10 protein-coding genes are annotated in these 12,123 nt (G+C 73.9%); 3 read left to right on the forward strand and 7 right to left on the reverse strand.

Annotation, left to right across the window (positions count from 1 at the left end; genetic code table 11):
• Positions 1 to 118: 118 nt before the first annotated feature.
• Together ACIQTO_RS30615 and ACIQTO_RS30620 are read left to right on the forward strand one after the other, a co-directional pair.
• Entirely contained in the window at positions 119 to 1,561 is a 1,443-nt protein-coding gene (locus ACIQTO_RS30615; protein WP_402394788.1) for a CoA transferase, read from the forward strand.
• 89 nt (positions 1,562 to 1,650) lie between these two features.
• Positions 1,651 to 2,328, forward strand: a complete 678-nt coding sequence (locus tag ACIQTO_RS30620) for a DUF6461 domain-containing protein (RefSeq protein WP_402394791.1) — start codon at positions 1,651 to 1,653, stop codon at positions 2,326 to 2,328.
• Between the two features lie 37 nt (positions 2,329 to 2,365).
• Here the strand turns inward: ACIQTO_RS30620 and ACIQTO_RS30625 are convergent, their stop codons facing one another.
• Complete coding sequence (locus ACIQTO_RS30625) at positions 2,366 to 2,965, reverse strand: HdeD family acid-resistance protein (protein ID WP_402394793.1); 600 nt, start codon at positions 2,963 to 2,965, stop codon at positions 2,366 to 2,368.
• 167 nt (positions 2,966 to 3,132) lie between these two features.
• Here ACIQTO_RS30625 and ACIQTO_RS30630 point away from each other — a divergent pair, with 167 nt between their 5' ends.
• Positions 3,133 to 5,121 (forward strand): NAD-binding protein, encoded by a 1,989-nt coding sequence (locus ACIQTO_RS30630; protein ID WP_402394796.1) that lies wholly within the window; start codon positions 3,133 to 3,135, stop codon positions 5,119 to 5,121.
• Positions 5,122 to 5,192: 71 nt separating this feature from the next.
• Here ACIQTO_RS30630 and ACIQTO_RS30635 read toward each other — a convergent pair whose 3' ends face one another.
• The 6 genes from ACIQTO_RS30635 to hppD all read right to left on the reverse strand — a co-directional run bounded on the left by ACIQTO_RS30635 (position 5,193) and on the right by hppD (position 11,932).
• Positions 5,193 to 5,972 carry an enoyl-CoA hydratase gene (locus tag ACIQTO_RS30635; RefSeq protein ID WP_402394799.1) on the reverse strand — a complete coding sequence of 260 codons (780 nt, stop codon included), beginning with the start codon at positions 5,970 to 5,972 and terminating at the stop codon, positions 5,193 to 5,195.
• 109 nt (positions 5,973 to 6,081) lie between these two features.
• The gene (locus ACIQTO_RS30640) at positions 6,082 to 7,218 is read right to left on the reverse strand and encodes an enoyl-CoA hydratase/isomerase family protein (RefSeq protein WP_402394801.1); all 1,137 of its coding nucleotides are present in this window, start codon (positions 7,216 to 7,218) and stop codon (positions 6,082 to 6,084) included.
• A gap of 165 nt (positions 7,219 to 7,383) precedes the next feature.
• Complete coding sequence (gene fahA, locus ACIQTO_RS30645) at positions 7,384 to 8,604, reverse strand: fumarylacetoacetase (RefSeq protein ID WP_402394803.1); 1,221 nt, start codon at positions 8,602 to 8,604, stop codon at positions 7,384 to 7,386.
• Positions 8,601 to 9,452: a hypothetical protein gene (locus tag ACIQTO_RS30650; protein ID WP_402394806.1), complete on the reverse strand. Its 852-nt coding sequence runs from the start codon at positions 9,450 to 9,452 to the stop codon at positions 8,601 to 8,603. The genes fahA and ACIQTO_RS30650 overlap by 4 nt, the downstream gene beginning before the upstream one ends.
• On the reverse strand, positions 9,449 to 10,648 hold the full coding sequence (locus ACIQTO_RS30655) for a homogentisate 1,2-dioxygenase (protein WP_402394808.1): 1,200 nt from the start codon (positions 10,646 to 10,648) through the stop codon (positions 9,449 to 9,451). Before ACIQTO_RS30655 ends, ACIQTO_RS30650 begins: the two co-directional genes overlap by 4 nt.
• A 69-nt stretch (positions 10,649 to 10,717) precedes the next feature.
• A complete protein-coding gene (hppD, locus tag ACIQTO_RS30660; protein ID WP_402394811.1) occupies positions 10,718 to 11,932 on the reverse strand; it encodes a 4-hydroxyphenylpyruvate dioxygenase in 1,215 nt (404 codons plus the stop codon).
• Positions 11,933 to 12,123: the final 191 nt, after the last annotated feature.

Here is a 12,123-nt window from a genome sequence, read left to right on the forward strand (position 1 = left end):
CGACATCTCGAAGCGTGGAGAACGGCCGCCTCCGCCGTCCCGGGAAGAACCGCAGATCAGCAGGTCGGGTGACGTGCGAGGTTAAACGAAAAGCTGAGAACGGGAGCAGAATGCGAACATGACAGAGAGTCCGATTCCCGAGGCCGGCCGGCCCGCCCCGCACGACGACGCCACCGCCCCGGGTGGCCCCACCGTGCACGAGGGCCCCACCGCGCACGACGGCCCCACCGCGCACGCCTGGGCCGCCCTGGGCGGGCCCGCCGAGCTGCTGGAGCGGGTCTCCTTCCACGGGCCCGACGGCGTCCTGCCCGCCCGGCTGCCGGTCCGGCAGCTGGCCCGCGCCACCGTCGCCGCCTGTTCGCTGGCTGCCGGGGAGCTGTCCGCGCTGCGGGCCGGGGGCCCGGTGCCGGAGGTCCGGGTCGACCAGGGCGCGGTGGCCACCGCCTTCGTCAGCGAGCGCCACCTCCGGATCGACGGCCGCACCCCCGTCAGCTTCGCCCCGCTCTCCGGTTTCTGGCCGAGCGCCGACGGGTGGGTCCGCACCCACGCCAACTACCCGCACCACCGGGCCCGGCTGCTCGCCGCCCTCGGACTGCCCGCCGACACCGGCCCCGAGCGGCTGGCCGGGACGCTGCGCGAGCACCCGGGCGAGTGGATCCAGGAGCGCGCCTACGAGGCGGGGGCGCTCGCGGTGGCGGTCGCGCCGGTGACCGGCACCACCCACCCCCTGGTCGAGACCCGGGTGGTCGGCGCGGCCGCCGCCCGTCCGCTCGGCTCCGGTGCCCTGCCCGCCGAGGGCGTCCGCGTCCTCGACCTCACCCGGGTGATCGCCGGGCCCGTCGCGACCCGCTCCCTCGCCCTGCTCGGCGCCGACGTCCTGCGGGTCGACCCGACCCGGCTGCCCGAGGCCGAGGACGCCCACGCCGACACCGGCTTCGGCAAGCGCTCCACCCGGCTGGACCTCGCCGCCCCCGGCGACCGCGCGGTCTTCGAGGAGCTGCTGGCCACCGCCGACGTCGTCGTCACCGGCTACCGCCCCGGGGTCCTGGACGCCTTCGGCCTGGCGCCCGCCGACCTGCTCGAACGCCGTCCCGCCCTGGTGGTCGCCCAGCTCTGCGCCTGGGGCTGGACCGGTCCCTGGTCCGGGCGCCGGGGCTTCGACAGCCTGGTCCAGGCCGGTGTCGGCATCGCCGCCACCGAGGCCGGTGCCGACGGGCGCCCCGGCGTGCTGCCCGCCCAGGCACTCGACCACGGGACGGGCTACCTGATCGCCGCCGGCGTCCTGCGCGCCCTCACCGATCAGCGCACCGACCGCCCCGGCGGCCGCCACCTGCGCTTCTCGCTGGCCGGCACCGCCTCCTGGCTGCAGCACGGCATCGCGCCCGCCGCCCCCGGCCCGGCGCTCGCGGAGCCGTACGACCCGCAGCGGTGGGTGGTCGGGACGGACTCCCCGTACGGCCGGCTGCGGTACGCGCTGCCGCCGCTCGCCTACGAGGGCGGCCCCACGGACTGGTCGCGCCCGCCGGGCCGCTGGGGCACGGACGCGCCGGTCTGGAGCTGACCCGCCGCCGGCACCGGGCGCGGGGAGCCGCCGGACCCGGGTGTGGGCGCGGCGGGGAGTTGTCGCAGGCGGGTGGCAGGATCTCCGGCATGACCGCACACGCGAGCGACTACGCCTGGCTCGAAACCGAGGAGTTCGCCCCGATCCTGGAGGCGTACTGCCTGACCATGGTCGAAGCGACGTCCGGGGGTGAGCTGCTCCGCCGGTTCGGGGCCGCCCCCGGCCGGCCGGTCACCGGTGTCGAGCAGGTCCTGGCCGCCTGGGAGCGGTACGAGGACGGCGACGACGGGGACGGCGACGATGAGGACGGGGACGGCGACGACGGGGACGAGGCGCTCCGCGGGCGCGAGGACGAGGAGCTGATGGTCGTCGCGGTCGCCGAACTCGACGGCTGGGCGGTGGCGCTGGAGGTCAACGGCTACCTCGGGAGCATGTGGGGGCTGCTGCCCGGCCTCGCCGAGGGCACCCGGCTGGTCTCGCACTTCCGCAACGTCAACGCGGTGGACCACTTCCACTGGCAGGAGGGCGAGCGGAACCGGCTGCACTTCGAGCCGCTCTTCCCGGCGGAGCGGGACGGCAGTGACGCGGACGCGGTGGCGGAGCTGCTGGCGGGGGTCGGCTTCGACCTCGGCACGGCCGAGGACCGGGCGATCGACCGGACCACCACCGCGGCCTTCGCCCTCGGCGAGGAGCTCACCGGCCTCCGGCTGACCCCCGAGTGGTTGCGGACGGCGGAGTTCGTGATCGGCTACGCCCCCCAGCCGTAGCCCCAGCCGTAGTCGCAGCGGAAGCGGAAGCCGCGGTTCAGACGCCGGACGGGATCTGCTTGGCCCGGCCGCGGACCTGGAAGGCCGTCACGATCTCGATCAGGCCGAGGATCAGCAGCCAGCACCCGGCGAGGACGGTCAGGGCGGTGATCGAACCGACCGGCCAGACCATCAGCAGCACACCGGCCACGGTGTTGGCCACACCGGCGAAGGCCTGCCAGCCGCGGGCGGGCATGTCGTCGTCCGAGATCGCGGCGACGAGCTGGGTGATGCCCCGGAACAGCCAGCCGATGCCGATCCAGATCGCCAGCAGCAGGAGCGACTGCACCGCGCTGCGGAAGCAGAGCAGGCCGAGCAGGACGCAGATCGCTCCGCTGATGAAGGCCAGCACCCGCATCGCGGTGGTGGCGTGGGTGCCGAAGGCGGCGACCAGCTGCACGATGCCGATGACCAGCAGGTAGAGGCCGAACAGCACGCCCACCACCATCAGGGTCTGCTTCGGCCAGGCGAAGACGATGACGCCGAGGGCGAGCGAGACCAGCCCGGCGACCAGCAGCACCTGCCAGGCGGCCTTGGCGAGCAGCCCGAGCGGGCCTTGGACCGGGGAACCGTTGGGGGTGATGATCGGGGAGACCACGGCGGCGTACTCCTGGCGGCTTGTGACGGGCAGAGGACACTCCTGACGATCGTCCCGGGAGTCGCCCGCCGCCTGTCGGGTTCGCCCGTTCGGGGGATGGAACTGATGGCCCCTCGGACACCGGAACGACATCCCCCGATCACTCGCCGTCGATATGATCCGGCGATATGACTTCTGAAGGGTGGGGGACCCCTCCGGTCGAGCCGATCAGCCAGCACTACATCGTGTGCGGCGGCAACGCGCTCGCCCACCGGCTGGCCGTCGAGCTCGTCGAACACTATGAAGTGCCCGTGGTGGTGCTGGTCCCGGACCGGACCCGCGACCACGCGCCGCAGATCGAGCAGCTGCCCGGGGTGGCCGCCGTGGTCGAGTACAGCAGTGTCACCGAGGAGGCGCTGCGGGCCGTCCGGGTCGAGACCGCGCGCGGGATCGCCCTGGTCGACGGCAGCGACCAGGAGAACATCCACACCGCGCTCAGCGCCCAGGACCACAACCCCGGTATCCGGATCGTGCTGCGGATGTTCAACCAGCGGCTCGGCGACAACATCGAACGGCTGCTGAGGAACGGCACCGCGCTCTCCGGCTCGGCCACGGCCGCGCCCGCCTTCGCCGCGGCCGCACTGTCCCGGCCCAACTCCGTCCAGGTCGGCGACCGCTTCCTGCACATCGCCTACGACGAGGACATCGACTCCAGCCGGATCTGCGTCGTCGCCGACCGGATCGACCGGCAGGACCTCAGCCGGATCCGGCTGCTGCCCGAGCAGGAGGGGGACTCGGCGCCCTTCGTCCGGCTGGCCAGCGCGTTCGGTGACGACGGTCCGGTACGCCGGATCCGCGCCGGCGCGCCGGTCGCCGGCCCCGACACCGGCAGCGACGCCGGCGACCCCGGCACCACCGGCGCCGGCGACCCCGAGGGCGCCGGGCGCGAGCCGGGCAGGTCGGCCGCGTCGGTGCAGGAACCGCCCGCGCGGCCGGAGCGGCAGCCGGAGCCGGCCCCGGCCCGCGCCACGGAGCAGGAGCACGAGCAGGAGCAGCGGCCGGCGCAGGAGCCCGGCGGGGTGGCCGCCCTGCAGGCGCTGCCGAGCGAGCCGCCGATCCGGATCGGCTGGTCGCGCCGGCTGCGCTGGCGGCTGCTCGACACCCTGCGCTACTTCACCAGCGCCCGGCTCCGGCTGGTGCTGATCACCGCGCTGGCGGCGGTGCTGATGGCCTTCGGCCTGCTCTGGTACCTCAACCGGGACTTCGGCTGGTCGCTCTACGTCTCCCTGCTCGACCTGGCCGGCGCGGCCCAGCCCGACCAGCACGCCGACGCGGCCGCCGGGACGGGCACCGGCGGGACGTGGCAGCGGGTCGCCCAGGTGGTGATCACCTTCTGCGGGATCACCTTCGCCCCGGTCGCCACCGCGATCATGGTCGAGGTGCTCGCTTCCGGACGCCGGGGCCAGCCCCGCAACCCCGGCGTCGGCACCCGGGACCACGTCATCGTGGCCGGGCTGGGCAACCTCGGCACCCGGGTCGTCGCCCAACTGCACGGCCTGGGCGTGCCGGTGGTCGGCCTGGAGCGCGATCCGCAGGCCCGTGGCATCTCCGCCGTCCGGGCCCTGGGCGTGCCGGTGGTGGTCGACGACGGCCCGCTGGAGGAGCAGTTGCGCCGGGCCCGGCTGAAGCACAGCCGCGCCGTGGTCGCGGTCAGCGGGGACGACGCCACCAATCTGGAGGCGGCCCTGGAGGCGCGGGCGGGCAAGCCGGACGTCCGGGTGGTGGTCCGGCTGTTCGACGACAACTTTGCCCGGCACGTGTACGCGACGCTGGACAACGCGGCGTCCCGCTCGGTCTCCTACCTGTCCGCGCCGGCCTTCGCCGCCGCCCTGATGGGGCGTGAGGTGCTGGGCACCCTCTCGGTGTTCCGGCACGTGCTGCTGATCGCGGAGCTGCGGGCGGAGGAGGGCGGTGCGCTGGTCGGCATGAACCGGCACGACCTGGAGGACCCGGGCGGCGTCCGGGTGCTCGCCGTCCGACTCGCCGAGCGGCCGCACCTGTACACCTGGAACTACGCCGACCGCACCCGCCGCCTCGGGGCGGGTGACCGGATCGTGGTGGCCGCCAGCCGCAGTGGGTTCGCCAGGCTCAACACCACGGCGGTGGCGGAGGACTGACGACCGGCCGGGAGGCCCGGAACCGACGGGCGGGGGCGCGGCCGGCGGGCCGCGCCCCCGCCCGGGCCGGGTCAGCGGTGGGTGAACTCCGGCGGGCGCTTCTCGGCGAAGGCCGCCATGCCCTCCTTCTGGTCGGCGGTGGCGAAGGCGGCGTGGAACAGCCGGCGCTCGAAGCGGACGCCCTCGGCCAGGGTGGTCTCGAACGCCCGGTTGACGCTCTCCTTGAGCATGACCGCGGCGGGGGTGGACATCTGGGCGACCTTCTCGGCGGTGGCCAGCGCCTCGGCGAGCAGCTCGTCGGCGGGGACGATCCGGGAGACCAGGCCGGCCCGTTCGGCCTCCTCGGCGCCCATCATGCGGCCGGTCAGACAGAGCTCCATCGCCTTGGCCTTGCCGACGGCGCGGGTCAGCCGCTGCGAGCCGCCGATCCCGGGGATGACGCCGAGCTTGATCTCCGGCTGCCCGAACTTCGCGGTGTCGGCGGCCAGCAGGATGTCGCAGAGCATCGCCAACTCGCAGCCCCCGCCGAGGGCGAAGCCGGCCACCGCCGCGATCACCGGCTTGCGCAGCTCACCGAGCCGGTCCCACGGGCCCAGCCAGTCGTCCAGGTAGACGTCGGGGAACCGGTTGCCCTGCATCTCCTTGATGTCGGCGCCGGCCGCGAAGGCCTTCTCCGAGCCGGTGATCACCAGGGCGCCGATCTCCGGGTCGCGGTCGAAGGCGGTGGCGGCCGCGACGACCTCGTTCATCAGTCGCGTGTTGAGCGCGTTCAGCGCCTTCGGCCGGTTGAGCGTGATCAGCCCGACCCGGCCCTTGCGCTCGACCAGGATCGTCTCGTAGGTCTCGGTCATCGCCGTTGACTCCCATTCCGCTGCTCGGCACCACACCGGGTGCGCCCTGACGACCCCACGATCTCCGACGTGCCCCGTCCCGCGCCAGTCTTGCCATGCGAGACGGTCGTCACGAGTCCGCCGGGGCGGCGCCGACGGTACCGGGACCGCAGGCCGGACCGCTCGGCCGCCGGACCGGGGCGGACCGCGCCGGTCCGGCCAGGCCGAGTTCGTCGCCCTCGCGCGGGGCGAAGAACCGTTCGACGTCCGCCTCGGTGACGCCGGCCGGGTCCGCCGGGGACCAGCGCGGGCTGCGGTCCTTGTCGACCACCTGGGCGCGGATGCCCTCGACCAGGTCCGGCGTGGTCAGGGCGTGGCAGGAGACGCGGTACTCCTGGTCGAGCACCGCCTCCAGCGAGGGCAGGGCGCGGGCCCGGCGCAGCGCGGCCAGGGTGACCTTGACGGCGGTCGGCGCGTTGCCGAGCAGCTGCTCGGCCGCCTCCTTGGCCTCCGGGAGCCCGTGGGCGAACAGCCGCTCGACGATCTCCTCGACGGTGCCGGCCGCGTAGCAGGCGTCGATCCACTCCCGCTGGGCGGCCAGCGCGGCGGGCGGTGCGGTCGCGGCGTGCCCGGCCACGGCGGCGGTGACACCGGCGGCGGTGAGGTCGGTGTCCCGGGTCAGGGCGTCGAGCAGCCCGGGGATCTGCGCCGAGGGCACGAAGTGGTCGGCGAAGCCGCAGAACAGCGCGTCGCCGGGGCCCATCGAGCCCGAGGTGAGCCCGAGATGGGTGCCGGTCTCGCCCGGGGCGCGGGCCAGCAGCCGGCTGCCGCCGACGTCCGGGACGAGGCCGATCCTGGTCTCCGGCATCGCCACGACGGAGCGCTCGGTGACGATCCGCACGCTGCCGTGGGCGGAGAGGCCGACGCCGCCGCCCATGGTGATGCCGTCCATCACCGCGAGGTAGGGCTTGGGGTAGCGGGCGATCAGCGCGTTCAGCCCGTACTCGGCGCGGAAGAACGCCCGGGCGCCGGCGCCGCCCGCCTTGGCGTCGTCGTGCAGGGCCCGGATGTCCGCCCCCGCGCAGAGACCGCGCTCGCCGGTGCCGGTCAGCACCACGGCGCGCACGGCGTCGTCCGCGGCCCAGCCCTCCAGTGCGGCCCGGACGGCCGTGATCATGTCGTGGGTCAGGGAGTTGATCGCCCTCGGCCGGTCGAGCACGATCCGCCCGACACCGCCGTCCCGGTAGGCCTGCACCTCTGCGCTCATCGGGCCCGCTCCCGTTCGTCGTCGCTGTCCGTCGTGAAGATCCCACCGTCACCGTACCCGTGGCGCGGGTCCGCCGCGGCGGGTGCCCGGGTGCCGGCCGGGACGGGCCGGAGGCGGCGCCGGGCACCCGGCGCCGCCTCCGTGACGGACTCCTGCGCGCCGGTGCTACGGCACGACCCGGCCGGTCACCTCGCCGAAGCCGACCACGGCACCGTCGCGGCCCGGCGCGGTGGCGGTGATGACCACCTCGTCACCGTCCTCCAGGAAGGTGCGGGTGGTGCCGTCCGGGAGCTTGAGCGGCTGCTCGCCGTTCCAGGTCAGTTCGATCAGGGCGCCGCGGGTTTGCGGCTCGGGGCCGCTGACGGTGCCCGAGGCGAAGAGGTCCCCGGTGCGCAGCGAGGCGCCGTTGGCCGTCAGGTGGGCGAGCTGCTGCGCCGCCGTCCAGTACATCGAGGCGAACGGCGGGCGGGAGACCTGGTGCCCGTTCAGCCGGACCTCCAGCGCGAGGTCCAGGCCCCAGGGCTCACCGCCGCGGTCGTCCAGGTAGGGCAGTGGCTCGACGTCCCGCGCCGGCGGCGTGACCCGGGCCGCCTCCAGGGCGTCCAGCGGCACGATCCACGGGGAGACCGAGGTGCTGAAGGACTTGCCCAGGAACGGGCCGAGCGGCACGTATTCCCAGGCCTGGATGTCCCGCGCGGACCAGTCGTTGACCAGGCAGACGCCGAACACGTGCTCGCGGAAGCCGTCCAGCGTGACGGGCGTGCCGAGGGCGGACGGCGTGCCGACCACGAAGCCGACCTCCGCCTCGATGTCCAGCCGGCGGGTCGGGCCGAAGGACGGCGCCGGGTCGGCCGGGGCCTTGCGCTGCCCGTGCGGGCGGACCACCGCGGTGCCCGAGACCACCACCGTGCCGGCCCGGCCGTGGTAACCGATCGGCAGGTGCTTCCAGTTGGGGGTGAGCGGCTCCGAACCGGGGCGGAAGATCCGGCCCAGGTTGGTGGCGTGGTGCTCGGAGGCGTAGAAGTCGACGTAGTCGGCGACCTCGAACGGCAGGTGCAGCTCCACCTCGGCCACCGGCAGCAGCAGCGGCGAGAGCGCGTCCCGGTAGGACTCGTCGGTCAGCCAGCGCGTCAGCGCGGCGCGCACCTCCGTCCAGACCGGCCGGCCCGCGCCCAGCAGCGGGTTGAGGCTCTCGGCGTCCAGCAGCACGGACGGCGCCCCGGCGGCGCGGGCGGCGGCCCCGGCGTCGAGGACGAACTCCCCGACGCGTACGCCGATCCGCCGCCGGCCCGGCCGGCCGGCGGCGGTGAAGACGCCGTACGGCAGGTTGTGCACGCCGAACGGCGAGTCCTGGGCGCTGGCGAGCCAGCTGCGGGGGGTGCTCAACGGTCCTCCTGGGGCATGGGGCTGGGCGACAGCAGGCCGAGCGCGGCCAGGTCGTCCAGGGGCTCGGCGACGCTGCAGGTGCCGAACGCGGTGAACGAGTTCCTGATCACCGTAACCTGACGGTCGGTCAGGGCGCTGGCCGCCTTGGCCAGGACGGCGCCCGAGCGCTCCGCCAGCACCTCGGCGGCGGCCGTCCGGTCGGTCTCCTGGGCGGCCAGCAGGACGTTCAGGAAGCCGTGGTGCTCGAAGCCGGTGGCCGGGTCGGTGTGCCGGACGGCGTGGTGCAGCCCGGCGGTGCACTTGTACGGCAGGCCGCGCCGCGCGCAGCCGGTGAGGAAGCCGGCCAGCTCCTCCTCGTCGGGGAAGGCGCCTGCCACCACCCCGCCGGTGCGGAACTTCGCCCGGTACGGGCTGTCGACCAGGATGTCCAGGGCCTCGTCCAGGCCGTCGCCGCGCAGCAGTTCGCGCGGCAGCTCGACGGCGGCCGGGACGTCCGGCGGCAGCAGCAGGTCGAGCGCGGTGACCGCCTCGCCGGCGTCCCGGGTGGCCAGCTCGACGCCGGCCACCTCGAACGGCGCGGCGGCGGCGAGGGCCGGGCCGAGCTCCGCACTGCCCCCCGGCAGTACGAGCCCGACCCGCAGCGGCCCGGCGGACCGGGCCGGATCCGGCACGGCCGCCAACTCGCCCAGCCGGCCCGCCCCGCACAGCAGCGGGCCGACCGCGGCGGCGTACCACGCGAGCCGGTGCGCCCGGTGGGCCGGCACCGCCTCGGCGAGCGGCAGGTTCCCGGGCGGGAACACGGCCGCGTCGTCGAACAGGCCCTGGAACAGCTCGGGGATCGCGCTCATCGCGCCGGCCCCCGGCCCGCCCAGGTCCAGGCGTAGTTGCCGTCTTCGCCGGCCCGGCCGCCCTCGCCCAGCTCCAGCGGCCGGAAGGTGTCCACCATCACCGCGAGTTCGTCGAAGAACTCCGCGCCGATGCTGCGCTCGTACGCCCCCGGCTGCGGGCCGTGGGTGTGGCCGCCGGGGTGCAGCGAGATCGAGCCCTGGGCGATGCCCGACCCCTTGCGGGCCGCGTAGTCGCCGCCGCAGTAGAACATGACCTCGTCGCTGTCCACGTTGGAGTGGTAGTAGGGGACGGGGATCGAGAGCGGGTGGTAGTCCACCTTGCGGGGCACGAAGTTGCAGATCACGAAGCCGTTGCCCTCGAACACCTGGTGCGCGGGCGGCGGCTGGTGGATCCGGCCGGTGATCGGCTCGTAGTCCCGGATGTTGAGGACGTAGGGGTACAGGCAGCCGTCCCAGCCGACCACGTCGAACGGGTGGTGCGGCACGGTGTACCGGGTGCCCGCGACGCCGTTCGGGCCGCGGTGCTTGACCAGCACGTCGACGTCCGTGCCCTCGACGAGCAGCGGGCCCGCCGGGCCGCGCAGGTCCCGCTCGCAGTACGGCGCGTGCTCCAGCAGCTGGCCGTACTTGGAGAGGTAGCGCTTCACCGGGGAGATGTGGCTGTTCGCCTCGACGCAGTAGGCGCGCAGCGGTTCGCCGCCGGTGGGCACCCAGCGGTGCGTGGTGGCCCGGGGGATGATCACGTAGTCGCCCTGGCCGACCTCCAGCGTGCCGAAGACCGTCTCGACCGTGCCGGTGCCCGCCTCCACGTACACGCACTCGTCACCGAGCGCGTTGCGGTACAGCTCGCTGGGAGCCCCGGCGGCGACGTACGAGATCCGCACGTCGCCGTTGCCGAGGACGAGCCGGCGGCTGCCCACGACGTCGGCGGACTTCCACTCCTCGCCCGTGAACAGCTCGTGCAGCTTGAGGTGCCGGGGGAGCAGGGGGTGATTGGCCACCGTCGACTGGTCCGGCAGCTCCCACGGCACGGCGTCCACGACGGCCGAGGGGATGCCCCGGTGGTAGAGCAGCGAGGAGTCCGAGGAGAACCCCTCCTCGCCCATCAACTCCTCGTAGTACAGCCCGCCTTCGGGAGTGCGGTGCTGGGTGTGCCGCTTGGGCGGGATGCTGCCCAGCTGCCGGTAGTACGCCATCGTCCTGCTCCTCCTGGCCCGTTCGCCGACTGGCCCGTTCGCCGTGCGTGCTCCGATCGGGGGTGCTGATCAGAGGTTGCCGCGGCGGTCCTGCTCGCGCTCCAGGGATTCGAAGAGCGCCTTGAAGTTGCCCTTCCCGAAGCCGAGCGAGCCATGCCGCTCGATGAACTCGAAGAACACGGTCGGCCGGTCGCCCTGCGGCTTGGTGAAGATCTGCAGCAGGTAGCCGTCCTCGTCGCGGTCGACCAGGATGCCGCGCTTCTTCAGCTCCTCGACCTCGACCCGGACGTTGCCGATCCGGGCGCGCAGCTCCGGGTCGTCGTAGTACGAGTCGGGGGTGGCGAGGAACTCCACGCCGTTGGCGCGCAGGATGTCGACGGTGGAGAGGATGTCGTTGGTGGCGAGCGCCAGGTGCTGGCAGCCCGGGCCGCCGTAGAACTCCAGGTACTCGTCGATCTGGGACTTCTTCTTGGCGATGGCCGGCTCGTTGAGCGGGAACTTCACCCGGTGGTTGCCGCTGGCCACCACCTTGGACATCAGCGCCGAGTACTCGGTGGCGATGTCGTCGCCGACGAACTCGGCCATGTTCACGAAGCCCATGACGCGGTTGTAGAACCCGACCCACTCGTCCATCCGGCCGAGCTCGACGTTGCCGACCGCGTGGTCCAGCGCCTGGAACAGCCGCTTCGGGTGCCCGGCGGCGCGGGTCACCCGGGTCTGGGCGGCCACGAAGCCCGGCAGGTAGGGGCCGTGGTAGCGGGAGCGGTCGATCAGGGTGTGCCGGGTCTCGCCGTAGGTGGCGATGGCGGCGCGGCGCACGGTGCCGTTCTCGTCGGAGACGTCGTTCGGCTCCTCCAGCACGGTGGCGCCCTGGGCGCGGGCGTGCGCGATGCACTTGTCGACGTCCGGCACCTCCAGGGCCAGGTCGACGACGCCGTCGCCGTGCCGGCGGTGGTGGTCCAGCAGCGGGCTCTCGGGGGAGACGCCGCCCTTGATCACGAAGCGGCAGGAGCCGGAGCGCAGCACGAAGGCCTTGCGGTCGCGGCGGCCGTTCTCCGGGCCGGAGTAGGCGACCAGCTCCATGCCGAAGACGGCCTGGTAGAAGTGGGCCGTCTGGGTGGCGTTGCCCACCACGAACACGATGGCGTCCTGCGCGATGACAGGGAACGGGTCCGTGGCGGGGTCGTGCTCGACGAGGCCGACGAGGCGGCGGAGCTGCTCGGCGTCGAGACCGGCCTCGCGTTCCTCGGGGGTCAGCTCAAGGGCGTGGGACTGCGGGGTCATCGGTCGTTCCTCCACATTGAGGCCTCGGCATTGAGGCATCCGCTTGAGGCGGCCACGCCGCTGGGTGGGCGGTGCGGCTGAGCGCAGAGCTTGCTCCTGTCGGGGTGGTTGGGCAACAGGTCGGGATTTCACTGTTCAATGTGTACAAGCTGGTCAGGAAATGGCGGGTTCTGCTGCACAAAATGCATGCC

This window comes from Kitasatospora sp. NPDC091207, assembly GCF_044768625.1.
Classification (GTDB): domain Bacteria; phylum Actinomycetota; class Actinomycetes; order Streptomycetales; family Streptomycetaceae; genus Kitasatospora.